Here is a 26,834-nt window from a genome sequence, read left to right on the forward strand (position 1 = left end):
AAAATCTTACTTTTTCAACCTAAGCTGTTTTGCCAGAAATACTGAAGCTATTCTTTATTCTTGCCAGGACTCTTTCCCAAATTCCTTTATGAATGAGCCACATCCAAAGGGCTACAAATCCAAAGTACAGCCAGTAGCCTGCGACCTGCTCAAGAGATGGATTATGGCTGTAGCCGAACATCGCTGCCATGAATAGGCCAACCTGACCGCTGATTAATGTTTCGTTTCCTGTATCCCGTTTGTAATGCAATTCATCCTGGTAGTGCTCAGGCATGACTTGAACAATATTATACAGTTCCTGTGGCTTACCTTCCGCATTCGTATACAGGGAACCCATCTTTCCTAAATCCTGCAAAACTCCGATACCTTGTACAAGAAGGCCTGCAGCAATGAACATGATGAGTACGCCCGTTACACGGAAGAAAGCTTTTAATGATATTTTCATTGTACCTGAGAAGAACAAATAGCCAATCATTAAAGCAAGAAGCAAACCGCTTAATGCTCCAAAGCTTTGAAATACTTTTGTCACATCCCCACCGCTGATCGCAGCAAAGAAGAATACAGTCTCCACACCTTCACGAACTACAATCAGATAGGAGTGAAGGATCATAGCGCCTATGCTTCCCGCAGTTAAAGCAGCATTTATTTTCTTTTGCATGTCGCCGTTAATATCTTTGGATTGTTTAGCCATCCAGACAACCATATGGGTCAGAAGGAAGACTGATGCAAACATGATTCCGACCTTTAGGTAAACCTCTGATCCAAAGCTGGCAAAGCCGGTGAAAATAACCTGGAACAGCAATGCTACGAGAAAACTCGTTACCAATGCAAGCAGGACGCCGACATATACCCATTTCTTGTATTTATCAGCATTCAGCCTTGTCAAATAGGAAAGAATCAAACCTACAATTAACGTTGCTTCAAGTGCTTCCCGCAGAGTGATGAGAAAAGCTTGAAAGTCCATTTTGAGAATCCCCCTCAAATGATGCTTTATTTTTTCTTGCGAAGCTTTTGAGTAACAATGATGAGAATAAAGGCAACAATCAAAACGGCTGAAAAGATGAGCCATAATGTTGAATTTCCTTCATCATCTCCTGAAAAAATCCCCAGATTTTCTTCGGTTAAGTGGCTTTTATCTTTTTGTTCTTCAGAAACAATCGGGAACAAAGGATGAAGAACCTCTATTATGTAATCCACTTTTTCGTCAAATAGTTCTTTATCGCTGTTTTTGCTTCCAATACCGAATAACCCCGGATTTCCAAGTGCGGTTAGTGCATCATCAAACGCTTTATATATATTATCAACTGTTTCTTGATCTGCTTTCTTAATTACTTCAGGCTCCAAAACTGTAAAAGTGCCTCTTGCCTTTGCTAGCAATAACTTTGCCTGCCCATAATCATCAAATTGTTCCTGGGCAAAGTGAAGGCGGCGTTCCACATTCAGTTCCATAGCAGCCTGATAGCTTCTTAGGAGCAAGTCTTTGTCTTTCGTTTCCAATGCCTTTTCCATGTCGGGTTTTACCTTTGTAAAATAAAGGTCAAAATCCTTCTGGTAGGTATCATAGATTTTGCGTGCATTGTCCCAATCGTCATTTTCAACATAAGCTTCCAGTTCTTTATATGCTTCAGCGAATTGTTCTTCTCCTGGATCTCCATATGAATATGCGTGGGCGGTTAGCGAAAAACTATTATTGAGAACGAATATCAATATCAAACAAAAAGAAAAGAGTTTTTTCATCTAGCTTCCTCCTACATTGATAATGATAATAATTATCAGTCTAATTGTCAATGTCAATTTGCAATTGTCACACTTTTGCCATTACTTTTTGCTATTTTTATTTGACTGTTTGACTCAAGTATATGGGCCGTAAAATCAATATCCACTTTTCGTACAGGCCTTCTGATTTCTTTCCAAATGGCCGGGATAACAGAGCTTAAATACCCTTTGAATGTGATGAATGATTCTCCGGTAGAACGGACCCGATATTGAATGGGAACTTCCTTCACTCTGAAGCCTTTCCGGATCAGATTGAGAGATAGTACCTGCGCATAATTGTAATCATGGATAATTTCTGCGTGCTGCAAAGCCTGCCTAGAAAAAGCCCTCATGCCAGATTGCCCGTCAACAATCCACTTTCTTAGGATTACCGATTGAACCAATGTAAAACAATAATTACCGAGGCGTCGATGTAGCTTCATTCCTTTAATCGTTCCCATAAAACGTGAACCCATTGTGTAATCAGCTTCGCCTCTAAAAATGGGTGACAATAAATCCGGAATCTGACTGGCAGGATATTCGCCGTCAGCATCAATCATGACACCAATGTCTGCTCCCCTTGAATAACATTCCTGCAAACCTGCCCTTACTGCAGCTCCTAGCCCTTTATTGGATTTAAAGCTGACTATATAATCTGCTCCTGCTTTTCGTGATATCTCAACCGTTCGATCCTTTGAACCATCATCGATTACAAGTACTTTTACTTCTGCCAGCGGATGAAAATCACGGGGGATACCGCGTATAACATCCCCAATTGATTCCTCTTCATTAAATGCCGGCAGAAAGACGATCACTGTCTGTTTTTTCATGTCCTGTCGCTTCCCTTCCGGATTGCCTCTTCCAAAATTTTTCCCCTGCATTGCTCAGGGAATGGCGCTCCCAATAGATAAGCAATAGTCGGAGCCATTGATACAAGGCTGTGCTTTTCTTCTATTTTTTTTCCTTTATGAATATTTGGGCCGTGTACGATAAACGGAACAAAACGCTCTCCTTCATCTAAATGGCCATGCCCTCCGATGCCATCAGCCTGTCCATGGTCCGCGCATATCATTAAGGTTGTGTTTTCCATTTTCCCATCACGCTCAAGCTCTTCAACAAAATCTTTGACCAAAGTGTCCGCTTCTTTTATTTTCTGCAGGTATTCATCGTATAATACCCCTCTGCTGTGCCCTGTCTGGTCTGTTGCAATCATTTGAACGATGAATAAATCCGGGTCCTGTTCTTTCATAATTTTCTTTGCCCTTGCCATGATATTGAGGTCCGCTTTGTCATTATGCATAACAGCTGTAACAGTCTCTACATCGCTTCCCATTGAGTCTACAAGATGGGCAATACCCAAAAGCCTTCCTTTTTTTCCTACTTTACGCAAAGAATCAAAAATACTTTCTGTGTTTATGCCCAGCTTCCATACCATATTGGATTTAATGCCGTGCTCAAACGGGTATGTACCGGTAAACATGCTGGAGAAACAAACCACCGTCCGCGCAGGGTAAACTGTCTCCATATTCATATATTCGGTTCCTGTTTCCTTCAAATAATCAAGGAAAGGTGTTTCGGCTTCATAGAACCTTTCTTTTCTCATTCCATCAATCACAATAACAACTACTTTATCTGACACAGCACTGCTAGGCTGTTTATAAAGCTCCTTTGTATATTGTCCATACATTTTCGGCTGCCAATCAAAAAGATTTTTATGCAGTATAAAGGCAAAGATTAAAATGAATAAATAGTATAGTGCCAAGCCTGTAAAAGGAATTTCAATTGCGGCTTTTAAATTTTGGTATGACATCTCCCATATTGAAACAACCAGCAGGAATTTCGGCAGCTGCTCCTGGGCATTCCCGCTTGTCGAGTCACTATTTTTAAGGACCAGCTTCCAAAAGCGTGTAAAATTAAGCCATGTAGTTCCTATTCTTAGGTGATAATATAATGTTCCCCAGAAGAACACTGTGAAAAAAAAATATAAACCTGCCGCAAAAAACAGTAGCGTGATCGAGGCCGCATTCCAAACAATCAAGAAAACGACAAAAGGAATCCATAAATAATTGCGTAAAAATAGAGGGAAATCATAAATAAAATAGATAACGAGCAAGGGTGCCGCTACCAATAAACCTATTAGCCAGTAGATGATGTTTTCCCCACTCGCAAATTCCAAGAAGTGAAACAGCAGCATAGTCCCAAACACAAAAATAGGTGTAAAAGGTTTCCCTTCATTCAATAAGTTCCAGCATCTGGCTGCAAATTTCTCAAATTTAGATGCGCTCTTCATTCTTGTTCACCTCTCCTTTCTTTTTCACCCATTGGATGATTGTATTAAGTTTAATAGGATAAAAAATGAAAACACTAGCTCCAGCCAAATAAGAGAATAAAAATTTTATTCCGTGTGTTAGAATGGCGATGGTGTACCCGGTTTCCAGATCCATGCCAATGGCATTAAGTGCAAACGCCATAACTGCTTCATAATTGGCTAACCCTCCAGGCGTTATTTGAAAAATCTGTCCTGCCACGGTCATACTGTTTACCCAAATAGCTTCCAAAGGAGTAATTGGGTTGGCTATGAGGATGATCGTTACGAACACAACCGTCGCCTCCAGAATCCAGCTGGCGAATGTAATGAGAAAAATGAGAATACCGTTCTTGCCCAGCATTGCCTCTTTCAATACTTGATATTGTTCTGAAAGCTCCTTCGGGAGAGTTTTTTTGAGAAGAACAAGCAAGATAATACCTCCTGCAAAGGCAGTTAGCACCAGAACGAAAGAGAAATGAGCCATTATTTGAAAAACAAAGATTCCAGCGCTGGCCATGATGATTAGGCTGGCAAAATCAAGGGCACGGAGCACAATAACGGAATGCGCGGATACCAATGCTGAAATCTCCTTTTCTCTGTTTCTCATAACGCCCATTCTGACAAGATCCCCTGCTTTTACAGGCAGGATATGATTGATAAACAGGCTATAAAGCACGCCAATAAGACAGGTTGAAAAGCGCGGAATTCCTTTAAGGTACCATTTCCATGCCAGTGCTTTCAATATAAAAGAAAGCAAGTAAATCCCCATAATAATTAATAAAGCAAATGGATGGGAGAAGGCAGTTTTGAGACTACTCAGTATTTTATTTCCGTCAAAATATAAATAACTTAAAATGATGAAAGAGAAAATAATAACTAAGCTGATCACATATTTAATTTTGGATTTAAAGAATGCTTTCATTTTTCTTTGCCCATTTTACAGTCTCGCTTATTCCATCGCTAAAAGACACTTCTGGTTTGTAGCCGAGCAGCTGCTCTGCTTTCCCGATATCTGCCCAGGTTTTATCCACATCTCCTTTTCTGCTTCCTTCCCTTTTCACCTTCATATCAGAAAAATGCCCTTTTAATTCTGCAAGCAGCTCTTCCATTGAGATCGGATTGCCGGAACCCAAATTAATTATTTCGCTGCTTTGAAGCTTTTCGATCGATAGATTGATTCCATTAACAATGTCATCGATATAAGTATAATCCCTTGCTGAACCCTCGCCAAAAACCGTCACCGCTTCAGCATTCAGCAGTTTTTTTATAAATCCTGTGATCGCCATATCCGGACGTCCCCATGGTCCGTATACCGTGAAAAACCTTAAGATAATCATTTTATATCCGTAAAGATGCTCATACACGTGGCAAAAAGATTCTGCTGCATACTTGGATGCTGCATAAGGTGAAATTACCTTCCCTGCTGCCATTTCTTCTTTACAGGGTCCTTCGGAATTCCCGTAGACTGAAGACGAGGATGCAAATATTACCTTTTTCACACCTGCTTGTCCTGCAGCTTCCAGAACATTGATTGTTGCTTTTATGTCGTAATCAACATATTCGTTCGGCTGTGCGATAGAGTAGGATACACCTGGCAATGCAGCAAGGTGTATGATTGTATCAGGTGCAATTTCTTTTATAGTGCTAATTGTTTTTTCCCTATCAAGCAAATCCATCTCATAAAAATAAAAAAAACCTGCATTCTTTATCTCTTTAATATGCTCTCTTTTTCTTTCTTGGGAATAGTAGGAATGAAGTGAGTCTATTATGTATACCTCATCATTTTTTTCTATTAAAAACCGGGCTAAATGGCTTCCGATAAACCCTGCGCCCCCTGTTATCAAAACTTTCATGCTGACATCTCCTTACAATAGATAGACAAATGCTATTCTATCATAGCCGCAGATGGATTTCCTGTCTGTCTAAATCAGGCAGTTCCAAAATACTGGCTCTCAGGAATACTTCAATAAGAAAGGCCGCAAATCTGCGGCCTCTTTTTTTATTGAAGCAATTGATCAACTGACTCGATGATCGCATCACTATGTGTTTTTGCTTCTTCTTTATTGCCTTCTGAAACAGCATTAAACCATTCTTCTGCATGCGTAAATGCTTCCTGTGCTTTATCTTCACCAAGTTTTCCATTTAATTGGATTTGGAGAGCTTTCAGGAACATGTTCCCTTCAAGAGCCTGGGTTTTTGCATCTACCATTTTTTCTTCATCAAGTGATGTTGGAACTTTTTCATGATAGCTTTTTATTTTGCCAACAATCGCTTTGTTAAAAAGGTTATTTACTTCGTCAGCTTTGATAGAAGCTGGTTCTGTAGCATCTAATGAGAATAGCTCATTCAACTTGTTTGCAGCTTCTTCATCCCCGCCTGATAGTGATCCTTTTATTGCCTGATAGAAGCCCCATGCTTCTGCCTGCATAATTTTTAATTCAGCTTCTTCTTTGCCTTCTTTAACAGCCGCTTCAATTTTTTCGGCATAAGAAGCTGATGCTAGATAATAGCTTTTGTATACTGATTTATCTGTTAATTGAATATATACATTGAAGTCATCTGCATTCCCTGAAGAGAGAGCTTCTTCCTGTGCTTCAAGCCCAGCACTGATATTTTCTGCAATGCTTGCTTCTCCGCTTAATTCATAGTAGTTATCTCTTTTTTCAGCTGTAGGGATAAAAACATTTTCTGCAAGATGCTTAATTTGTTCAAACGCCTTCTCAGCTTCCTCCTGATTTCCTTCAGCAAGTAGTTCTGCCGCTTCTTTGTGAAGTGACTTCTGCTTTTGATAGAAATAAGATTGGACTGTCTTATCTACAAGCTGACGCGCAATATTGGCATCCATATCACCTGATTTTCCAGCTTCCAGTGCTGCCATAATGGTTCCGTCGAACTCCCCATTTACTTCATTAACTGCGTTTTGAAGCCCGGACTGGTATTTTTCAATGACTAAATCCCAATCTACTTCCTGATTTTCAGTTGCTTTATCCAGCTCTGCTTTCATTTCACCAACAACACTTGTCTGCTCAGCTGCAGCGTTCTCTTCAGTTGCTTCTTCTTTGGTTTCTTCCTGATCTTCTGCAGCCTTTTCTTCCTGCTTATTTTCCTCAGGCTTCTCTGCCTCATTACCGCCGCTGCTGCATGCAGTAAGCGCCACACTTGCTACTAGGAAGCTTGCAAAAATTCTTCTTAATTCTCTCTTTTTCATGTTATGTATTCCTCCTGTGAATGAAATGAATTTATTAAATTATTAAGTTATCAAATTAAATGATAATGATTTTCATTAACAATCATTATTATATAGAGAATGATTCTCACTGTCAATGAGAGAATTAAAAGTTATTTGTCTATTTTGCAAACTTAATATTAGAATAGGGCGATGCGAAATGAAGAATGGCTGTTTTCGTTATGACTGGAGCGGAAATCAACGGGCAAGCTTTATCGTCCACAAACAACAATCTTTACGATAAGAGCCTTTAGAAAAGAACAAAAAAATCCCGTATGCCCTTTTAAGGACACCGGGATTTTTACAGATATTAAGCATGTTTTGAAAGAAGTTCAGCAAGAGCTTCTTTAGGCTGGAAACCAACTACTTTGTCTACTACTTCACCGTCTTTAAGAACGATTAATGTTGGTATACTCATAACGCCAAACTTACCAGCCGTTTCCTGGTTTTCGTCAACATCGATTTTTACGATTTTAACTTTATCGCCCATTTCAGAATCAAGCTCTTCCAATACTGGAGCGATCATTTTGCAAGGCCCGCACCAAGGAGCCCAGAAATCAGCCAACACTAAACCAGAACCTGTTTCTGTAGTGAAGTTTTGATCAGTTGCATGTGTAATAGCCATTTGATATGCCTCCTAAATTTTAACTCAAATACTAACGACAGTATATCATCGTTTATAATATGTTGCTAACAATTTGCTCGATCGTAATTTACCCTATTTTAAGCGGAATATTCATATTTATCCTTATTTTGCTTATGTATAAAGGGCGGCTCAAAGCCGCCCTTTTGTATTGTAAACACAGCATGATTAGGTTAACAGCTGCATTCTACGCATTTACTTTAAGTTTTTTGAACTCTTCTGTTAACATTGGGACAACTTCAAAAAGGTCCCCAACAATACCGTAATCGGCCACTTTAAAGATATTTGCTTCAGGATCTTTATTGATGGCTACGATTACTTTTGAGTTTGACATGCCCGCTAAATGCTGGATCGCTCCAGAGATGCCGCAAGCAATATAAAGGTCTGGAGTAACGACCTTACCTGTTTGTCCAATTTGCAATGAATAGTCACAGTAATCCGCATCACAAGCTCCGCGTGATGCACCAACAGCTCCATTTAGAACAGACGCAAGCTCTTTTAATGGTTCAAAGCCTTCCTCGCTTTTAACACCGCGGCCGCCAGCAATTATTACTTTTGCTTCCGATAAGTCGACGCCTTCGCTTGCTTTGCGGACAACTTCTTTAATGATTGTACGAAGATCCTTGATATCTGCAGAAACAGAAGAAACATCGCCAGATCTTGATTCATCTTTCTCCAATGGAGAAATATTATTTGGACGAATAGTCGCAAACAGCAAGCCATCTGTTACGATTTTCTTTTCGAAAGCTTTTCCTGAATAGATTGGACGTGTGAACACAAGGTTTCCACCCGCTTCTTCAAGGCTCGTTACATCGGAAATTAATCCTGATTCCAATTTGGCAGCAATCTTAGGAGCAAGGTCCTTTCCTAGTGCTGTATGTCCAAAAATAAGTCCTTCAGGGCTTTCAGACTCAATAACAGCCATTAAAGCCTGAGAATATCCATCTGGAGTATACTGTTTTAATTTTTCATCTTCAACAGTTACTACACGATCAGCCCCATACTGGATTAATTCCTGAGCTAAAGCGCTTACAGATTCGCCGATTAAAACACCTACAACTTCTCCGCCTTCTGCTGCAGTCTTGCCTGCTGCTACCGCTTCGAAGGATACATTACGCAATGAACCGTCACGGACTTCACCTAACACTAATACTTTTCTAGCCATATGTTTTACCCCCTGCGTTTTTTTTATCAGTTAATGCCGATCAGACAACTTTGGCTTCGGTATGAAGAAGGTTAACCAGTTCTTTAACTTGATCTTCCAATTCGCCTTCAAGAACTTTTCCTGCTTCTTTCTTAGGCGGCAAGTAAATTTCAATTGTTTTTGTTTTTGCTTCAACATCGTCTTCCTCAAGATCCAGGTCGTCAAGCTCAAGCTCATCAAGAGGCTTTTTCTTTGCCTTCATAATTCCAGGCAATGATGGATAACGCGGCTCGTTTAAGCCTTGCTGAGCAGTTACCAATAGAGGAAGGGATGTTTCAATCACTTCAGAATCACCTTCAACATCACGTACTACAGTAGCAGAGCTTCCATTGATTTCAAGCTTGGTGATGGTTGTAACATAGGAAATGCCCAGAAGCTCAGCTACTCGTGGCCCTACTTGGCCTGAACCGCCATCAATGGCTACATTCCCGGCAATAATTAAGTCCGCTTCTTTATCTTTTAGATATTCTGATAAAATTTTAGCAGTTGTAAATTGGTCTCCGTCTTCGAGGTCATCTTCTGTATTGATTAAAACAGCTTTATCTGCACCCATGGCAAGCGCTGTGCGAAGCTGCTTTTCAGCTTCCTCTGTTCCCACGGAAATTACTGTAACTTCTCCGCCTTGTGCATCGCGAACCTGGATCGCTTCTTCTATCGCATATTCATCATAAGGGTTAATGATAAATTCAGCGCCATCTTCGTTGATTTTGCCGCCGGAGATCGTAATTTTTTCTTCAGTATCAAATGTTCTCTTCATTAATACGTAGATGTTCATGATTTCCCTCCTAGTAATTTAGCTCTGTTAAACTTGCCTGCTGATTTCCTCTCCCACAATGCACGTTAACATAGCCATTAATAAAAACATTTCTGCACTTCGAAAGATTGAAAATATTCAAGGCATACAGAAAGGCCAATCTGCTGCGCCCGCCCAAAATCATGTGATTGAGCGGCCGCTCGCTGGCAGACCAGAATTTAACCAATGAATCTTCTGAAGATTAAATCATCCGCATACAAGTCCATTATAATAGATTATGAGAATGAATGTAATCTTTCAGGACAAATCTTTGAAAAACTATTGCCCGGTGAAGTCCGGTTCTCGCTTTTCAATAAAGGCAGATATGCCTTCCTTACCATCATTCGAAACAAAAACCTCTCCAAACAATTCTGCTTCTCTTTTAACGCCTTCATAGAACTGTCCAGTCTTCCCATAATTCAATAATTCAATCGCTGCCTTAATAGAACCAGGGCTCTTCTTGGCAATCTTTTTGGCCATTTTATAGGCGTACTCCAATAGCTCCTCTTCAGGGTAAGCATGATTTGCCAGGCCATATTGGACTGCTTCCAGGCCTGTGATTGGGTCACTTGTGAATAGCATTTCTGCTGCACGTGCTGCACCAACAAAGCGAGGAAGACGCTGCGTTCCGGCAAAGCCAGGAATCAATCCAAGCTGAAGCTCTGGAAGACCGAGCTTTGCATTCTCAGCAACAAGGCGGAAGTGACAGCCCATTGCCAGTTCTAGTCCTCCGCCGAGAGCAGCACCATGAATGGCTGCAATAATCGGTTTAGGGAATTTTTCCATCCTCTCGAATAAGTCCTGTCCATAGGTTGAGAGGCTGGAAAAAGCATCTCCGCTTTCTATTGTCGTAAATTCTTTAATATCAGCGCCAGCGGAGAAAAATCTGCCTTCTCCGTGGATAAGAATTACCCTGATATCTTCATTCGGTTCAACTTCATCCAGAACAGCTGACATCTCTTTTAACAGACCGGACGAAAGAGCATTTGCCGGCGGACGTTCAATTGTGATCGTCGCCACCATATCCTGATGGGACCATTTTAAATATTCCAATCATATTCCTCCTTACTATATTTTAATAGCACTTTATGAGGATCAAACATTCCCGCAACCGTTGATCAGCAGCTTATGAACGGGTTCTGCCAAAGCAGTAAGGTCATATTTTTGTTCATTCATCACCCATGTCGTTACCGTTTCATCCATCGTGCCAAATATCATTTGCCGGGCAAGCCTTATGTCCAGATCACTTGAAAACTCCCCGCTATCCTTGCCGTCTGCCAGTATTTTTTCCACTAAGGCAAGGTAGCCCTTAAGGACTTCATTGATTTTATGGCGGAGATCTTTATTGGACTGCCTCAGCTCGAGCTGGGTGACTATTGCCAGGTGGCGGTCTTGAGAGAGCATTTTAAAGTGCGTTTCTACCATCATTAATAGTTTCTCTGCAGCTTTCTCTTTTCCTGCAATTTTTTCTTCGATTTTCTCTACGAAGTAACCCATTTTATCCTGAAAGAGGGATATTAAAATATCTTCTTTGTTTTTAAAATATAAGTATATGGTGCCATCAGCGACACCTGCCTGTTTTGCAATTTTTGATACCTGTGCCTGGTGATAGCCATTTTCGGCAATCACAACTACCGCCGCATCAATAATTTGCCGGTATTTGGGTTTCGTTTTCTTCAAGCTATTCCCCTCCTTTCAAGAATTAAAAACCAGCTAAACGGCAGTGTACTTTTTCCTTTATTTGGTGCAGCCGGATGGGATCGCCTGCCTTTACGTGAAATCACCATCCGTGCTGCTTTTTTAACCAGTAAAATAAGAACCAGCAAGCCAATAGTTTAACTATGATTTTAATTATTCCTGTAAAATTCGTTTCGTTGCATAAAATGAATGAATCATCATTCATGTTTTTATAATAGTAGCACAATTCATTTCTGTCAAGAAATTACCGCCGGAAATATATAGTTCATTATGACATTACTTAAAACAACGGACAAGCATAATATATCAAAAATAAAGAGCCGATGGGAATCGGTCTCTGCAATTAAGCCCGCTTTTCCTCTTCTTCTTTTAATTTCTTTTTTTCCTCATCAACAAGTGCTCTTCTCAATATCTTTCCGACAGCTGTCTTTGGAAGCTCTTGTCGGAATTCGTATAGCCTAGGTACCTTATAGGCTGCAAGATGCTTTCTTGCAAATTGATTCAACTCATCTTCGGTCGCTTCTGAGCCCTCTTTCAGCACAATATAAGCTTTTACGGTTTCACCCCGGTAAGGGTCCGGAATTCCTGCAGCTACTACTTCCTGTACTGCAGGATGCTCGTAAAGTACTTCTTCTATTTCACGCGGATAAATATTAAACCCGCCAGCTATGATCATATCTTTTTTCCTGTCCACAACATAGAAATATCCCTTTTCATCCATGTAGCCAAGGTCCCCTGTCAGCAGCCAGCCTTCCCTTAAAGTCTGTGCAGTATCTTCTGGGCGGTTCCAATAGCCTTTCATTACCTGAGGGCCTTTTACTGCAATCTCACCAACTTCCCCTACTGGGAGCGGATCACCTGTCTCTAGTGAAAAAATGGCTGAATCAGTATCCGGCCAAGGCACGCCTATGCTTCCTTTAACACGCGGACGATCCCATAGAAAATTCGCGTGAGTAACGGGTGAAGACTCTGTTAAGCCGTAGCCTTCAACAAGTTTTCCGCCTGTTACTTCCTCAAACTTCTGCTGGACTTCAACAGGTAGAGCTGCTGATCCACTGATGCAAGAATCAATGGAAGACAAATCATATTTTTTCAGATCCGGATGATTTAATAAGCCAATATAAATGGTCGGTGCCCCAGGAAATAATGTTGGGCGCTGCTTTTGGATTGTTTTCAATGTTGTTTCAGGGTCAAACTTAGGCAAGAGCACCATTTTGTGCGCTTCCATTACAGACAAAATCATTACTGTTGTCATTCCATACACATGGAAAAATGGCAAAATGCCAAGTACCACTTCCTCGCCGCGCCTGCATTTATAAAGCCATGCTTTGCACATTGCGGCATTGGAAACCAGGTTCCGATGCGATAGCATAACACCCTTTGGAAAACCGGTAGTACCCCCGGTGTATTGCAATAAAGCCAAGTCTTCCTCAAAATCAAATTTATGAATTACGAGTGGTTCAGCAGGCCTTTTTAAAATCTCTGTAAGCAAATGGTTATGTCCTTCATGTTTCACATTGACGACAATGCCATACTGTTTTTTTTGCATAAATGGATAAACCAGATTTTTAGGGAATGGAAGGAAATCTTTGATAGCGGTTACAATTATATGTTCTAAATTTGTTTGAGGCATCACTTTAGTCACTCTTGGAAATAGAATGTCCATTGTAATGATCGCCTTTGCCTCTGAATCCTTCATTTGATATTCAAGCTCTCGTTCCATATACAATGGATTTGTCTGTACAACAACTCCTCCAGCCATCAAAATTCCGTAATAGCTGATAACAGACTGCGGGGTGTTTGGGAGCATGATTGCTACCCTATCTCCCTTTTCAATCCCGATATTCTGCAGATACGCAGCCAGCTTAAGGGAAGAATCATACACATATTTATAGGTCAGTTCCTTCCCCATAAATTGGATGGCTACTTTTTCCGGGAATTCATCTGCTGCTTTCTTTAAATAATCCTGCACCGGCTGACTGGGATATGACAAGGTTGAGGGGATCTCTTCCGGGTACTGTTCTAGCCATGGTTTTGTTTCTGCCATTGTGTCCCTCCTTATTGAATGCTCAAAGGGAGAGTCCTTCTCCAATTTGAACATAACCGAAAAATTTTTAGAACATTCTAACTGTTCGTTCTTATTATAATATAATGCCGTCTCTATGACAATTAGAATAAGACCTTTCACATAGGCAGAAAATTTTATAGAAGGTTGTCCTTTATACTGGGAAATTCCTGTAAAATTAAAAAGAAAAAAACGCCATACTACAATGGCGTTTTTTTGTATTTACCTCTATCACTAAAACATTACACGATGAAAAATAAATAAATGGCTCCTATGAGAAGAAATGCTCCGCTAAGAACCAGTAAAACTTTAGCTAGTTTTTCCACTGCAATAAATCTCTCCTTAAGATAAACCTGCCCCAATGACATACGATAAACCAATCGATAACACCATCGAAATAAAGCCGACCGCTTTATTATTATTCTCGATTTCTTCATCAATTTTAAACTTAGGTGTTAAAAATTCAAAGATAAAATAGCCGATCAATAATAGAACGAATCCGAATATTCCCCAAACAATCATCGTTATTAATGTATCATTATGCAAAATCGAATGCCTGAAGATATTCGCAATCCCAAATATTTTTCCTCCAGTTGCCATTGCAACTGCAATATTTCCATTTTTGATTTCTTCCCAATTGCGGTACTTGGTGACCAGTTCAAAAATGGCTAAAAAAACAATCATACATAAAATAACAACACTGTAATACGCGGCTGTCTGAATATATTCATTTTCCCAAAATTGGTTCATTTCCATTCTCCCCGGTTGGAATTTAAGGTCTTTTCGCAGATGTTCAGTTCAAGGCCGAACTTGCTGCCCGGATTCAAACGGTTATTAGAAAAGCTCTGGTCCTGCTGATGAGCTAGAAGAGAGGCCCGGAAGCAAATATCTTATTTAAACTCAACAACTGTAACACCTGTTCCGCCTTCTCCTGCTTCGCCAAATCGGATTTTTTTAACAGATCTGTGGTTTCTCAAATATTCCTGAACACCTTGTCTCAAGGCCCCAGTACCTTTTCCATGAATAATGGACACACGCGGATAGCCTGCCAAAAGAGCGTCATCAATATACTTTTCTACTCTTAACAGGGCATTTTCGTATCGTTCACCTCGCAAATCCAGCTCAAGACTCACATGAAAGTCTTTACCCTTTACTGTAGCCATTGGCTTTGTTTCAACTGGCTTAGGGCTCTTAATGTATTCCAAATCCTTCTCGGCAACCTTCATTTTCAAGATCCCAATCTGGACTTGCCATTCCTTATCCGACACCTTTTCCAGCAGATGGCCTTTCTGTCCAAAGCTTAAAACCTTGACCTCATCGCCAGGTGCAAAGGTGTGTTTATCATTTTTAGGCTTTGCTTTGTTTTGTGTTTTCCTTATTTGCGGAGCAGCTTCAGCCAATCGTTTTTTCGCTTCAATCAGCTCATGTTCCTTAACCTCCGCATGCTTTTCCATGCGCATCTTTCTTAAATCACGAATAATCTGCTCTGCCTCAGCTTTAGCTTTTTCAATGATATCTGCAGCTTTCTCCGCTGCTTTCTCATGCATTGAATCTTTTTGCTCATAAAATTCAATCATTTGCTTTTGCAGATCTTTATGGAGTTTTTCTGCATTCTTTAATAAATCATTTGCTTCTTCCCTGTCAGATTCCGCCTGCTTTCGGCTTTCTTCAAGGGAAGCTATCATCTTTTCAACCTGATTAGTATCTGCACCAATATAGGACCTCGCCGTATCAATCACTTTGTCATTGAGCCCCAGGCGTTTTGATATTTCGAAAGCGTTGCTTCGCCCCGGTACACCAATAAGCAGCTTATAAGTTGGGCTAAGCGTTTCAATATCAAATTCTACACTTGCGTTAATAACTCCTTCTCTATTATAGCCGTAGGCTTTGAGTTCAGGATAATGGGTAGTGGCAATAACTCTGGCTCCGCGCTTGTAGACTTCATCAAGGATGGAAATCGCAAGGGCAGCCCCCTCCTGAGGATCAGTTCCAGCTCCCAGCTCATCAAATAGAACAAGGCTGTTAAAATCGACATGATTCAGGATATCCACAATATTGACCATATGCGAAGAAAAGGTACTTAAGCTTTGTTCAATGGACTGTTCATCCCCGATATCCGCATATACAGCCCCAAAAACGGCAGTCTCCGAGCCATCCAGGGCTGGGATCTGCATGCCTGCCTGGGCCATTAATGTACAAAGGCCAACCGTTTTTAGCGTAACAGTCTTACCTCCCGTGTTTGGACCAGTAATAACAATGGTGGAGTATTCATCTCCCAATGTGATATCATTGGCGACCACTTCGTCGGCAGGTATAAGCGGGTGGCGCGCTTTAAATAAAGATATCCTTCCTTCATTATTGACTTTAGGCTTCGATGCCTTAATCCGTTTGCTGTACCTTGCTTTAGCAAACATAAAGTCAATTTCCCCAAGCACTTCTACAATTGACTCCAATTCACCACTGTATTCAGCTGCAAGTCCGGACAGCGCAATCAAAATTCGTTCGATTTCCTGCTGCTCTTTTACCCTGATGCCTTGAAGTTCATTATTTAGCTGGACAATCGATTGAGGCTCAATAAATAAAGTTTGCCCGGATGAACTTTGGTCATGGATAATGCCGCCATAATGGCCGCGGTATTCCTGCTTTACAGGGATAACAAATCGGTCATTGCGGATGGTGATGATCGCATCTGAAAGCATCTTTTGCGCGCTGGAAGAACGAATCATGCTCTCCAGGCGCTCTCTTACACGTGATTCCTTTGTGCGCAGCTGATTGCGGAGTGACCGAAGCGCCTCGCTAGCACTATCAAGCACTTCACCGTTTTCATCGACAGCATTGCGGATGGACGTCTCCAAATCCGCCAAAACAATAATTTTATCTGTATATCCCTGCAAAATAGGCAGGCTGCTTTCCTCTTCTGCAAAGTCCTCTATAAATCTTTTCATTTGCCTGCTTGCATGGATCGTACTGGCAACCTGAGTGAGCTCCTGCGGGCTCAGCATTCCCCCAATAACTGCCCTTTTCACATGCGGACGAATATCAAAAATGCCACCTAATGGCACATTGCCTTTAATACGGAGCACAGTAACTGCTTCATCCGTTTCTTCCTGCCTGCGGATTACTTCTTCAAAATCTGTTGAAGGAAGAATATTTTCTGCCTTCCTCCTTCCCAAGGAAGATGAAACGTGCTCAAGCAGCTGTTCTTTTACTTTATTGAATTCAAGTATCTTTAAAACTCGTTCTTGCATGAGGACTTTCCCCTTTCAAGTCAAATTCCTAATTGCGTTCCTTCAGGAATTTGAGCAAATCTTCTGTGTCCATAGCGTTTAGGACAGAATCCTTCTTAATCCATCCTTTTTTAGCCGCGGAAACACCAATCTCCATATGGTTTAGTGTATCTATTTTATGCGCATCGGTATTAATCACAATCTTGACGCCTGCTTCCTGTGCTTCCCTAATATGCTCTGCGGCAAGATCAAGCCTATTTGGATTTGCATTCAGCTCTAATGCAGTATTCGTTTGTTTAGCCAGTTCAATGAGCATTTCCATATCCACTTCATATCCTTCCCTACGGCCGATCAATCTACCGGTAGGGTGTGCAATAATATCGACATGGGCATTCTGCAATGCTGTTTTTAAGCGAGCCATAATTTTTTCCTTTGGCTGTGAAAAAGAAGAATGGATGGAAGCAATAACAATGTCCAGCTCTTCCAGAAGCTCGTCATCATAATCAAGCGAGCCGTCAGGCAATATATCCATTTCCACTCCTGATAATATCGTAAAATCATCGAATTTCTCATTAAGGCGCTTAATTTCTTCTTTTTGCTGGCGAAGCCTTTCTGCTGTTAAACCGTTAGCTACCTTTAAATACTGTGAGTGGTCTGTAATGGCCATATATTTATAGCCGCGGGAACGGCAGGCTTCAATCATCTCATCAATGGAATAGGCGCCATCACTCCAGGTCGAGTGCATGTGAAGATCACCCTTGATATCTTCTAGGGATATTAACACCATATCTTTGTTATATTCATCCACTTCTTTTCCATCTTCCCTAATTTCAGGCGGGAAATAAGGAAGTCCAAAATGGGCATAAAATTCTTCTTCTGTTGAAAAAGTGACAACTTCACCTGTTTCCATATTTCCAACCCCGTATTCACTGATTTTTTCCCCGCGCTCTTTGGCCAGCTGCCGCATTCTGACATTATGATCCTTTGAGCCGGTAAAATGATGCAGAGTTGTCGCAAACTCATGCGGCTGCACCAAACGAAAATCAGCCGATATATCATAGGAATGCTCAAACACGACAGAAACCTTAGTATCTCCCGCTGCGATAACCTCTTTAATTCCTGGAAGATTTAATAATTGCTCTTTTACAAATGCAGGATTTTCGGTAGCTATAATAAAGTCGAGATCCTTAATCGTTTCTCTCATTCTCCTTAAACTTCCTGCCCTGGAGTATTTTTGAATGTCTTTCATATCAGCCAGAGCTGCCTCAATGCCCTCCGCTATCGGAAGCATAAATGCAAGAGGAAGGCGTTCCGGCCTTGAGCCTGCGTTTTCAAGGGCGGCCAATATCTTTTCTTCGGTCTTTTTGCCAAAGCCTGCAAGGTCCTGTACCTTTTTATTGCGGCAAGCTTCTTCTAGGTCTGCCGCATTTTCGACGCCCAATTCTTTGTAAAGCTTGGCAATTTTCTTTCCTCCCAAGCCTGGAAGCTGGAGCAGCGGAATTAAGCCTGAAGGAACCTCTTCTTTAAGTTCATCCAGGACGGAAGACTTTCCTTCTTTAATGTACTCCTCAATTACGGCCGCAGTCCCTTTCCCGATCCCGGACAACTTTGTAAAGTCTTCAATTTCAGACAAACTTTCATCATTAGATTCAAGTGCAAGTGCCGCCTTGCGGAAAGCTGCTGTTTTAAAAGGATTTTCTCCCTTTAATTCCATATAAACAGCGATTGTTTCCAAAAGCCTGATCACATCTTTTTTATTTATACTCATTCAAACCACCTGCCCGTAACAGTATTAGTATCAATATTATCTCTTATTTAGCAGTGCAACTTCAAATCAGGGCCATTTTCAAAAGGCTTTTTCCGTAAAGTGATGTTGCTTTTAGCCTTTCAAAAAGAAAACTTCTCTAGAAATAGAGAAGTTACGCTGCCATATATTCAACCCACATTTCTTTTAACTGCTTGGAGAGAACAGGCGTATTCTTAACCATTTGTTCCGCCAGAATGGAATTATTAATAGGTCCCTGCAGCACTTCAATTGGAACAAGTGCGGCTATGTATAATAGAATAAACATGATAAGATAGACTTCAATAAATCCGAGTATTCCGCCTGCCCAAACATTGAGCTGCTTTAATATCGGCAGATGCGCAACAAAGTCAAGCATACTGCCAATAATTTGCAGCAGAATTTTCACCGCAAAAAAAATCACGACAAAGGCAATGGCGCGATAGTAAGCATCTTCAAGATTTGCATTCTCAAAAAGCGTTTGAATCGCCGAGTCGCTGCTAAAGCTTGGATATGGCACCCATAATGTCAACTTGGGCGCAAGCTCCTGGTAATACATACGGGCTACTATAAAAGCGATAATAAATCCTGTTAAATGAATTAATTGCAGGATAAATCCTCTTTTTAGCCCAATGAAAAAGCCAAAAATTAATATAATGATAATTGCGAGATCCAGCATGACTATTTTCCGTCCTTTACTCTATTTAATTCGTTTTCCAGCCGTTCCAGACGGTCTTTTAGCTTTATATAATCATTAACAGCATTGACTGCGGTTAGTACGGCTAACTTACTAATGTCGAGTGAAGGATTCTTCGAACTGATTTCACGCATTTTATCGTCAACCAGCGAAGCAACAAGGCGAACATGGCTGGAGCTCTCGGAGCCTACTATTACATATTGCTGTCCATATATATCTACGCTTGTTCGATTTTTTTGTGACAACGTCCATGCCCTCCTTCTTTAAAGAATCCTACTCATTATCATAACATGAACGTATATTGGTGGGAAGTCAAAGCATGTCAAAAGAGCATAGTTCATGTAAAACTTTTTCCATAAGGAAGGCTGGGAAATGAATCTGTAATCAGGCAAAAAACACTAAACTGAAATTATAAACAATAGAGGAGATATAGAATGAGCCAAGTTGTACTTTTAAAAAAAGCAAATGAAATTTCAGAAATGAAGACCTATTATTCCCGACATTTGAACGATAAGCAGCCTCCAGGAAGTATCTTTGCAGCAAAGGTTCCCGGCTGTTCAATCACCGCTTACAAATCGGGCAAAGTCTTATTCCAGGGGAGCGGAAGTGAACAAGAAGCCAACAAATGGGGAGATACCACACGTAGCGCCCAGCCAAGCAAAAAGAAAAGCCCGGCCGCAGCTAACCTTCCGGAAAATATCAGTACCCTTTCAGTGATAGGTTCGGATGAGGTTGGCACCGGCGATTACTTTGGCCCAATCACCGTTGTCGCAGCTTATGTAAAGAAAGAACGAATCCCTTTACTGAAGGAGCTTGGCGTAAAGGATTCAAAAAATCTTGGAGACGAAAAAATCATTGAAATTGCTAAGCAAATTAAGGATATCGTACCACATAGCCTTTTAACACTGCATAATGAAAAATACAACAAGCTGCAGCAATCAGGCATGTCACAGGGAAAAATTAAGGCTTTGCTGCATAATAAGGCGATTGGGCATGTTCTTGGTAAAATTGCTCCTGAAAAGCCGGAAGCTATATTGATCGATCAATTTGCCAAAGAAGAAGTTTACTTTAACTATTTAAAAAATCAGCAAACCATCCAGAGGGAGCGTGTTTTTTTTAGCACGAAAGCCGAAGGAATCCACCTGGCAGTAGCGTCTGCATCCATACTGGCCCGCTATGCATTTGTACGCCATTTCGAAAATTTAAGCAAACAGGCTGGTTTTACGATTACTAAGGGCGCCGGGCCCAAGGTAGATGAAGCGGCTGCACGACTGATCAAGGAAAAAGGCCGTGAAGCACTGCCCGCGTTTGTGAAGCTGCACTTTGCCAATACTGAAAAAGCAATGAAGCTGAATAGCCGGAAATATAAGTAATTAGAAACAGCCAATCTGGGAAGATTGGTTGTTTTCTTTGTAAAAACGTAGGTTTCTAACACATATTCGTTGAATGACTGGTTTTCAAGGAGATATCGATGCTGATTGATGGATTTATCGGCCAAAAAAGGACATTTACCGGCCAATTTTATATATTTACCGGCCAAAACCAATGAAATACCGGCCGAACTTAGCCTTTTACCGGCCGAATAGCTTTATAATGGCTAATTTTTCAAAATTAAAAGGCAGCCCAACAGGCTGCCTTCCTCTTTACTATCCTCTTAATACCGCTCCGGCTTTTTCCTTCACAGCATCCAATACTTTGTCATGCGCTTTTGCTACATCTTCATCTGTTAATGTGCGTTCAGGATCGAAGTACTTTAGGGAGAAGGCAATCGATTTCTTGCCTGGCTCCATACGCTCGCCTTCGTACAGGTCAAATACATGAACGTCTTTTAATAGCTTGCCGCCAGCTTCTTTAATAATGGCTTCAAGCTCGCCAGCTGCAGCTCCCTTCTCAACCACAAGGGCAATATCACGAGTGATAGATGGGAAACGGGGGATTGCTTCATATTGCAATGGAGCAACTTCTGCTTCCAAAATAGCTTTCAATGACAATTCAAATACATAGGTTTCTTTTAGATCAAGTTCTTTTTCTACAGTTGGATGGACTTGGCCGACAAATCCAACTGAATTTCCGGATAGCACTACTTCTGCCGTTCTGCCCGGGTGCATGCCAGCTTTTTCAAACTGTCTGAAAGCTATTTTATCGGAAAGTCCCAGCTTATCAAATAAGCCTTCAAGAATTCCTTTTACGACGTAAAAATCAACAGGCTTCTTTTCCCCCTGCCATAGGTGGCTTTCCCATAGTCCAGTAACCGCTCCAGCCAGATGCTCTCGTTCTTCAGGCAGTTGCTCATTTCCATTGGAAAGGAAGACGGCTCCTGTTTCATACACAGCGAGGCTGTCGTTTTGACGTGCAGAGTTATATTTTAATACTTCAAGAAGCTGCGGCACGATGCTTAAGCGAAGAAGACTGCGGTCTTCACTCATTGGCATTGCCAATTGGACAGGTTTGCGCTCTTCCAAAGCATACTGAGTCGCCTTTGCTTCATTCGTCAATGAATAGGTCACTGCCTGGTAAAGTCCGGCTCCTTCAAGATATCGGCGGACCAATCGGCGTTTGTTCTGATATTCTGTAAGGTGGCCTGGTGTAGAAGCTCCGACCGGAAGAGTAGAGGTTAAATTGTCGTAGCCATATAAACGGCCAACTTCTTCAATTAGGTCTTCTTCAATCGTGATGTCGCCTCTGCGTGTCGGCACGGTAACAGTGATTGTATCATTATCAACTGCTGTTTCAAATTGAAGGCGGGCAAAGATTTCCTCTATTTCCTTCATGGACAACGCTGTACCAAGCACGCGGTTAATCTTTTCAAGAGTTACGGAAACCACTGCTGGCTCAATCTGGAGTGAATCTGCCTCTACAGAACCTTCCAGCACTTCACCGCCAGCATATTCAGCAAGCAATTGGGCCGCTCTTTCTGCAGCATCCCTGACTCTGTTCGGGTCTACTCCTTTTTCGAAACGGGAGCTCGCTTCACTTCTAAGGCCATGATCCTTGGAAGCCTTTCTTACAGTTGCACCTTTGAAATAAGCTGATTCAATAAGTACATTCTTAGTATCGGATTGTACTTCAGAATTAGCTCCGCCCATAACGCCGGCAAGTGCAATCGGCTCACTGCCATTAGTAATTAAAAGATGGTCAGATGTTAACTCACGCTTGGCATCATCAAGTGTAACAATGACTTCACCTTCTTTTGCTCTGCGGACAAAAATTTCTTTTGATCCCAAACGGTCATAGTCAAAAGCATGAAGCGGCTGCCCGTATTCAAGCAGGATGTAGTTAGTAACATCGACCACATTGTTGTGAGGGCGAATCCCGGCTGCCATTAATCGCGCCTGCATCCAAATTGGAGATGGACCCACTTTAACATTTTTAACGACTTTTGCTACATACAATGGATTATCTTCTGCTGCTTCTACCTGCACATCAATATAATCAGACGCTTTTTCAGATGCAGTTTCCACTTGAGGTTCTGGAAGTTCTACTTCTCTGCCTAAAATGGCTGCTACTTCATAGGCAACCCCCAGCATACTTAAGCAGTCTGAACGGTTCGGCGTTAATCCAAGCTCAAGAACCTGATCGTCACGGTTTAATTGCTCAATAGCATCCTGCCCAACTTCAACTTCTCCAGGGAAAACATAGATCCCTTCAGAATATTCCTTTGCGACAAGTTTGCTCTCAATGCCTAACTCCTGCAGGGAGCAAATCATCCCATTTGATTCTTCTCCGCGAAGTTTGGCACGCTTTATTTTGAAATTGCCTGGAAGTACGGCTCCGACTGTTGCCACAGCTACCTTCTGTCCTTTATCGACATTGGGAGCTCCACAAATGATTTGTACAGGCTCACCCGCACCTGTATCTACAAGACACTTATTAAGCTTATCGGCATTTGGATGCTGTTCTCTTTCAAGTACATGACCTACGACAACACCCTTTATTCCCTCATTCAGAACCTCTACGCCTTCAACTTCAATACCGCTTTTTGTAATCTTTTCTGCAAGATCTTCAGGTGTAACGCCAGATAAATCAACATATTCCTGAAGCCATTTATATGAAACGAACATGTAATATCCTCCTCAACCTCGTTTTATTCATGAATTGAAAATTGTTTTAAGAATCGAACATCATTTGTATAGAAATGGCGAATATCATCTACACCATATTTCAGCATAGCAATTCTCTCCGGCCCCATTCCGAATGCAAAGCCTGTGTATTTCTTGGAGTCGAATCCTGCCATTTCAAGAACATTCGGGTGAACCATTCCGGCACCGAGGATTTCAATCCAGCCTGTTCCTTTACATACGCTGCATCCTTTTCCGCCGCAAATTTTACAAGAGATATCCATTTCAACAGATGGCTCTGTAAATGGGAAGAAACTTGGACGAAGACGAATCTCCCTGTCTTCTCCGAACATTTTCTTTGCAAATACTTCAAGTGTTCCTTTAAGATCTGTCATACGGATATTCTCATCCACAACAAGTCCTTCTATTTGCATGAACTGATGAGAGTGTGTTGCATCATCATTATCACGGCGATACACTTTACCCGGACAAATAATCTTTACAGGTCCTTTACCTTCATGCTGCTCCATTGTTCTTGCCTGCACTGGCGAAGTATGGGTACGAAGTAGAATCTCTTCTGTAATATAGAAAGAATCCTGCATATCACGGGCAGGGTGGCCTTTAGGAAGGTTCAATGCTTCAAAGTTATAATAGTCTTTTTCAACTTCAGGACCTTCAGCCACTGTATAGCCCATTCCAATGAACAAATCTTCAATTTCTTCGATAATGAGTGTTAATGGATGGTGGTTTCCTGTTTTAACAGGACGTCCTGGAAGAGTAACATCAATTTTTTCAGCAGCCAGTTTTTCCTGGACCGCTGCTTCTTCAAGGTGTTTCTGCTTCTTCTCAATTCCAGCAGCAATACTATCTCTCACTTCATTCGCAAGGGCCCCCATTTTCGGGCGCTCTTCAGCTGACAATTTCCCCATTCCTTTTAGAACTTCTGTAATTGGACCTTTTTTACCAAGATAAGATACACGGATATCATTTAGTTCTTTTAAATCAGCAGCTGTGCTGATTTTTTCCAACGCTTCAGTTTGCAGTTCTTTTAAACGCTCTTGCATCTAAAAAATCCTCCTTTAATTGATTCCTTTTACTTTTTTTCCAAAACAAAAAACCTCTATCCCCATAAAGGGACGAGGTTTCGCGGTACCACCCTTTTTAACACATATATGTACATATAGCACGTGTTCACTTCATTGGGATAACGGCTGATGCCGGTACATCTTTACATCGAAAAGCGGAGGCGACTTGCCCAGGGGCGACAAGCATAAGGCAAGATGGCATGAAGGTCGGTTTTTACCTTATTGACATATTGGCTTATGACCTCGAGCCCCTAGGCGCCGGAGCTAGACAGTTATCAAACTACAGTGTATGCTTTCTGTCACAGCCGGGTATTTCTCTCACTTTCAATGGTCCCGATGCCAACTCAGGAGATGAAACTTCCCTTGCAATCCCAATAAAAATGCTTTCAGTCTAAGGCATTTTCTCCCTGAAAAGGCATTAACAAAGTACTGTACTCCGTCATCGTTTGTTTCATATAATTTTGGTGTTAATTATAGTATATTCTTCATGCCGTTTCAAACGGTTTTCATAAAAATGCTGCCCATTTTTTATTTTCTTAGGTGATAAAGCAGAATTCCGGCAGCGACCGCTACATTCAACGATTCACTTTTTCCCAAAATCGGGATATAGAGATTGGCAGTTGTTAGGGCTAACAGGTCTTTATTGACACCGCTTCCTTCATTCCCAACCAGCAGGGCAAAGGACTCGGCATGTTCGGCCTCGGTATATTCCCTGGCGTTTTCTAGTGCTGTCCCAAAAACAGTTACATTATTTTCTTTGAGCCTGTTCACCCATTCAAACAGGTCTCCCCTTATAACCGGCAAATGGAAATGACTGCCCTGAGCAGAGCGAAGAACCTTTGGATTATAAACATCCACACTTCCATCGCCCACAATGACGGCATCCATTCCTGCTGCATCTGCTGTCCGGATCATGGTCCCCAAATTGCCGGGATCCTGAACCGCGTCAATCAGCAAATACCTATTGCCTTCCACATCAGCAGAGGACTTCGCCTGTTCGCAAACAGCAAGGATCCCTTGCGGCGTTTCTGTATCAGCCAGCAGCCCAATGATCTCCTCCGTTACCATAGTTACAGGGGTATCTCCATAATCCCATCCAGGAGGCATGTCCCTGGATTCGTTTAAAATAATTTCCAAAACCTGATTACCTGCAAGCGCTTCTTCAACCAAATGAAAGCCTTCAACCAAAAAAGTTCCTGTTTTATCCCGCTCTTTTTTTGTTAAGAGTTTCTTCCAATCCTTAATTTTTGGATTCTTTGCAGATTGAATATGCTTCAACACTGTCTCTCCTTTTATAGAAAATCCTGTTGGTCTGGAATTTCTTTTATACAATTTTTTCATTATAGCCTATTTGGAATACATAATAAAAGCAAAATTAGAGAACATAATAACGAATTATATCTGGAAGGAGTGCATGAAGGTGAATTTAAACCTGCGTAATGCCATTTTACACAATGTGTCTGGCAACTCTCAAGACGAACTAAAAGATACAATTGTAGATGCAATTCAAAATGGGGAAGAAAAAATGCTTCCTGGATTAGGCGTTCTATTTGAAGTCATTTGGAAAAACTCTTCTGAAGATGATAAGCAGGAAATGCTGCAAGTTTTAGAAAGCGGGCTAAAATAACAAAGACGCGTAAAATAGAAAAATTGCTCTCTGATGAACTGCACCCCATTGTTAGACACAACTAACAAATAGGTGCAGTTTTTCCATTAGCCTAAGAAAAACTCAAAGCCATATTGAGTTGCGATGGCAAAAATTCCGCTCCATAATACGAGCGAAACGACCATCCAAAGGGTGGTCCATTGTTTTTTTGCACCAAGTCCCATCGCGATTGCTGCAGCTATATGGGTGCCAATAAGAATAGGGCCTGCAAGAGCCAAGCCGGGTAATCCATATCGGTTCCAAATCTTCTTGCCTCTTTTTGCCCGGCCGCTCTCTTTTTCCTCTGGCCCCTTCTTTTTACTCCGCCGAAGCTGAAAACGCTCAAACAGAACAATCAGCAGGAAGACAGTCAGAAAATTCCCCCCAAATGATAAAACGGCAACAAGGAGAGGGTTCAGCCCTTTCACGATGGCAATTGGAATAACTGCCGCTATTTCTATCCATGGAATGGCGGCCAATATGAAAACTAATATATATTCCCAGATGATATTTTCCACCCCGCTTTATTATTGTTTGTTTCCGGTGATTCTCTAGCTTTTTGGCTTCCGATCTATTTATAAAGTGTTGATTGGAGCTGGAAAATGAATATCCTCTAAAACGGCTGATTTAGCATTCCTGTAGTGCGT

The 26,834-nt window shown here is 41.4% G+C and carries 24 protein-coding genes; 2 read left to right on the forward strand and 22 right to left on the reverse strand.

The features are described 5' to 3' along the window. Positions 1 to 19: 19 nt before the first annotated feature. The 18 genes from J7I93_RS08130 to zapA form a co-directional block, all read right to left on the reverse strand. Entirely contained in the window at positions 20 to 964 is a 945-nt protein-coding gene (locus J7I93_RS08130) for an FTR1 family iron permease (protein WP_214725064.1), read from the reverse strand. Positions 965 to 990: 26 nt separating this feature from the next. Beyond that, positions 991 to 1,737, reverse strand: coding sequence for a hypothetical protein (locus J7I93_RS08135; RefSeq protein WP_214725065.1), 747 nt, complete (start codon positions 1,735 to 1,737; stop codon positions 991 to 993). 53 nt (positions 1,738 to 1,790) lie between these two features. Beyond that, positions 1,791 to 2,585: a glycosyltransferase family 2 protein gene (locus J7I93_RS08140; RefSeq protein WP_214725067.1), complete on the reverse strand. Its 795-nt coding sequence runs from the start codon at positions 2,583 to 2,585 to the stop codon at positions 1,791 to 1,793. Beyond that, on the reverse strand, positions 2,582 to 4,045 hold the full coding sequence (locus J7I93_RS08145) for an alkaline phosphatase family protein (protein ID WP_214725069.1): 1,464 nt from the start codon (positions 4,043 to 4,045) through the stop codon (positions 2,582 to 2,584). The genes J7I93_RS08140 and J7I93_RS08145 overlap by 4 nt, the downstream gene beginning before the upstream one ends. Further along, positions 4,029 to 4,985, reverse strand: a complete 957-nt coding sequence (locus J7I93_RS08150; RefSeq protein WP_214725071.1) for a lysylphosphatidylglycerol synthase transmembrane domain-containing protein — start codon at positions 4,983 to 4,985, stop codon at positions 4,029 to 4,031. Before J7I93_RS08150 ends, J7I93_RS08145 begins: the two co-directional genes overlap by 17 nt. Continuing rightward, positions 4,969 to 5,916, reverse strand: a complete 948-nt coding sequence (locus J7I93_RS08155; RefSeq protein WP_214725073.1) for an SDR family NAD(P)-dependent oxidoreductase — start codon at positions 5,914 to 5,916, stop codon at positions 4,969 to 4,971. Before J7I93_RS08155 ends, J7I93_RS08150 begins: the two co-directional genes overlap by 17 nt. 146 nt (positions 5,917 to 6,062) lie before the next feature. Further along, complete coding sequence (locus J7I93_RS08160; protein WP_214725075.1) at positions 6,063 to 7,271, reverse strand: hypothetical protein; 1,209 nt, start codon at positions 7,269 to 7,271, stop codon at positions 6,063 to 6,065. A gap of 328 nt (positions 7,272 to 7,599) precedes the next feature. Further along, positions 7,600 to 7,914: a thioredoxin gene (gene trxA, locus J7I93_RS08165; protein WP_110067892.1), complete on the reverse strand. Its 315-nt coding sequence runs from the start codon at positions 7,912 to 7,914 to the stop codon at positions 7,600 to 7,602. A 205-nt stretch (positions 7,915 to 8,119) separates the two neighbouring features. Further along, on the reverse strand, positions 8,120 to 9,097 hold the full coding sequence (locus J7I93_RS08170) for an electron transfer flavoprotein subunit alpha/FixB family protein (protein WP_214725077.1): 978 nt from the start codon (positions 9,095 to 9,097) through the stop codon (positions 8,120 to 8,122). Positions 9,098 to 9,137: 40 nt separating this feature from the next. After that, entirely contained in the window at positions 9,138 to 9,911 is a 774-nt protein-coding gene (locus tag J7I93_RS08175) for an electron transfer flavoprotein subunit beta/FixA family protein (RefSeq protein ID WP_214725079.1), read from the reverse strand. A gap of 297 nt (positions 9,912 to 10,208) precedes the next feature. Next, positions 10,209 to 10,982, reverse strand: coding sequence for an enoyl-CoA hydratase (locus J7I93_RS08180; RefSeq protein ID WP_214725081.1), 774 nt, complete (start codon positions 10,980 to 10,982; stop codon positions 10,209 to 10,211). Positions 10,983 to 11,024: 42 nt separating this feature from the next. Then, positions 11,025 to 11,609: a fatty acid metabolism transcriptional regulator FadR gene (locus J7I93_RS08185; protein ID WP_214725083.1), complete on the reverse strand. Its 585-nt coding sequence runs from the start codon at positions 11,607 to 11,609 to the stop codon at positions 11,025 to 11,027. A gap of 361 nt (positions 11,610 to 11,970) precedes the next feature. Beyond that, complete coding sequence (locus J7I93_RS08190; RefSeq protein ID WP_214725085.1) at positions 11,971 to 13,674, reverse strand: long-chain-fatty-acid--CoA ligase; 1,704 nt, start codon at positions 13,672 to 13,674, stop codon at positions 11,971 to 11,973. Positions 13,675 to 14,034: 360 nt separating this feature from the next. Continuing rightward, positions 14,035 to 14,442, reverse strand: coding sequence for a DUF350 domain-containing protein (locus tag J7I93_RS08195; protein ID WP_214725087.1), 408 nt, complete (start codon positions 14,440 to 14,442; stop codon positions 14,035 to 14,037). Between the two features lie 140 nt (positions 14,443 to 14,582). Beyond that, positions 14,583 to 16,940 carry an endonuclease MutS2 gene (locus tag J7I93_RS08200; RefSeq protein WP_214725089.1) on the reverse strand — a complete coding sequence of 786 codons (2,358 nt, stop codon included), beginning with the start codon at positions 16,938 to 16,940 and terminating at the stop codon, positions 14,583 to 14,585. Between the two features lie 28 nt (positions 16,941 to 16,968). Next, complete coding sequence (gene polX, locus J7I93_RS08205) at positions 16,969 to 18,687, reverse strand: DNA polymerase/3'-5' exonuclease PolX (protein WP_214725091.1); 1,719 nt, start codon at positions 18,685 to 18,687, stop codon at positions 16,969 to 16,971. Between the two features lie 151 nt (positions 18,688 to 18,838). After that, entirely contained in the window at positions 18,839 to 19,381 is a 543-nt protein-coding gene (locus J7I93_RS08210; protein ID WP_214725093.1) for a CvpA family protein, read from the reverse strand. A 2-nt stretch (positions 19,382 to 19,383) separates the two neighbouring features. Further along, complete coding sequence (gene zapA, locus J7I93_RS08215) at positions 19,384 to 19,644, reverse strand: cell division protein ZapA (protein WP_214725095.1); 261 nt, start codon at positions 19,642 to 19,644, stop codon at positions 19,384 to 19,386. Between the two features lie 189 nt (positions 19,645 to 19,833). On the opposite strand from zapA, the gene rnhC reads away from it, so the two are divergent. After that, positions 19,834 to 20,772: a ribonuclease HIII gene (gene rnhC, locus J7I93_RS08220; protein ID WP_214725097.1), complete on the forward strand. Its 939-nt coding sequence runs from the start codon at positions 19,834 to 19,836 to the stop codon at positions 20,770 to 20,772. A 273-nt stretch (positions 20,773 to 21,045) separates the two neighbouring features. Here the strand turns inward: rnhC and pheT are convergent, their stop codons facing one another. The 3 genes from pheT to J7I93_RS08235 all read right to left on the reverse strand — a co-directional run bounded on the left by pheT (position 21,046) and on the right by J7I93_RS08235 (position 25,820). Continuing rightward, the gene (pheT, locus tag J7I93_RS08225) at positions 21,046 to 23,460 is read right to left on the reverse strand and encodes a phenylalanine--tRNA ligase subunit beta (RefSeq protein ID WP_214725098.1); all 2,415 of its coding nucleotides are present in this window, start codon (positions 23,458 to 23,460) and stop codon (positions 21,046 to 21,048) included. Positions 23,461 to 23,483: 23 nt separating this feature from the next. After that, entirely contained in the window at positions 23,484 to 24,521 is a 1,038-nt protein-coding gene (pheS, locus tag J7I93_RS08230) for a phenylalanine--tRNA ligase subunit alpha (protein WP_214725100.1), read from the reverse strand. 549 nt (positions 24,522 to 25,070) lie between these two features. After that, a complete protein-coding gene (locus J7I93_RS08235; protein WP_214725103.1) occupies positions 25,071 to 25,820 on the reverse strand; it encodes a TrmH family RNA methyltransferase in 750 nt (249 codons plus the stop codon). A 142-nt stretch (positions 25,821 to 25,962) separates the two neighbouring features. Between J7I93_RS08235 and sspI the strand changes: the two genes are divergently transcribed. Continuing rightward, the gene (gene sspI / locus J7I93_RS08240; RefSeq protein ID WP_214725104.1) at positions 25,963 to 26,169 is read left to right on the forward strand and encodes a small acid-soluble spore protein SspI; all 207 of its coding nucleotides are present in this window, start codon (positions 25,963 to 25,965) and stop codon (positions 26,167 to 26,169) included. Between the two features lie 86 nt (positions 26,170 to 26,255). Here sspI and J7I93_RS08245 read toward each other — a convergent pair whose 3' ends face one another. Then, positions 26,256 to 26,705 (reverse strand): small multi-drug export protein, encoded by a 450-nt coding sequence (locus J7I93_RS08245; protein ID WP_214987847.1) that lies wholly within the window; start codon positions 26,703 to 26,705, stop codon positions 26,256 to 26,258. Positions 26,706 to 26,834 lie beyond the last annotated feature (129 nt).

Source organism: Bacillus sp. ISL-47 (assembly GCF_018613175.1).
Classification (GTDB): Bacteria; Bacillota; Bacilli; order Bacillales; family Cytobacillaceae; genus Cytobacillus.

Coding starts and splice junctions, on each gene's coding strand:
- J7I93_RS08155 (WP_214725073.1), bottom strand. CDS start 5,916: ATGAAAGTTTTGATAACAGGGGGCGCAGGGTTTATCGGAAGCCATTTA.
- polX (WP_214725091.1), bottom strand. CDS start 18,687: ATGAGTATAAATAAAAAAGATGTGATCAGGCTTTTGGAAACAATCGCT.
- J7I93_RS08140 (WP_214725067.1), bottom strand. CDS start 2,585: ATGAAAAAACAGACAGTGATCGTCTTTCTGCCGGCATTTAATGAAGAG.
- pheS (WP_214725100.1), bottom strand. CDS start 24,521: ATGCAAGAGCGTTTAAAAGAACTGCAAACTGAAGCGTTGGAAAAAATC.
- J7I93_RS08135 (WP_214725065.1), bottom strand. CDS start 1,737: ATGAAAAAACTCTTTTCTTTTTGTTTGATATTGATATTCGTTCTCAAT.
- J7I93_RS08175 (WP_214725079.1), bottom strand. CDS start 9,911: ATGAACATCTACGTATTAATGAAGAGAACATTTGATACTGAAGAAAAA.
- J7I93_RS08190 (WP_214725085.1), bottom strand. CDS start 13,674: ATGGCAGAAACAAAACCATGGCTAGAACAGTACCCGGAAGAGATCCCC.
- rnhC (WP_214725097.1), top strand. CDS start 19,834: ATGAGCCAAGTTGTACTTTTAAAAAAAGCAAATGAAATTTCAGAAATG.
- J7I93_RS08130 (WP_214725064.1), bottom strand. CDS start 964: ATGGACTTTCAAGCTTTTCTCATCACTCTGCGGGAAGCACTTGAAGCA.
- J7I93_RS08150 (WP_214725071.1), bottom strand. CDS start 4,985: ATGAAAGCATTCTTTAAATCCAAAATTAAATATGTGATCAGCTTAGTT.
- trxA (WP_110067892.1), bottom strand. CDS start 7,914: ATGGCTATTACACATGCAACTGATCAAAACTTCACTACAGAAACAGGT.
- J7I93_RS08200 (WP_214725089.1), bottom strand. CDS start 16,940: ATGCAAGAACGAGTTTTAAAGATACTTGAATTCAATAAAGTAAAAGAA.
- J7I93_RS08145 (WP_214725069.1), bottom strand. CDS start 4,045: ATGAAGAGCGCATCTAAATTTGAGAAATTTGCAGCCAGATGCTGGAAC.
- J7I93_RS08160 (WP_214725075.1), bottom strand. CDS start 7,271: ATGAAAAAGAGAGAATTAAGAAGAATTTTTGCAAGCTTCCTAGTAGCA.
- J7I93_RS08170 (WP_214725077.1), bottom strand. CDS start 9,097: ATGGCTAGAAAAGTATTAGTGTTAGGTGAAGTCCGTGACGGTTCATTG.
- J7I93_RS08210 (WP_214725093.1), bottom strand. CDS start 19,381: ATGCTGGATCTCGCAATTATCATTATATTAATTTTTGGCTTTTTCATT.
- pheT (WP_214725098.1), bottom strand. CDS start 23,460: ATGTTCGTTTCATATAAATGGCTTCAGGAATATGTTGATTTATCTGGC.
- J7I93_RS08195 (WP_214725087.1), bottom strand. CDS start 14,442: ATGAACCAATTTTGGGAAAATGAATATATTCAGACAGCCGCGTATTAC.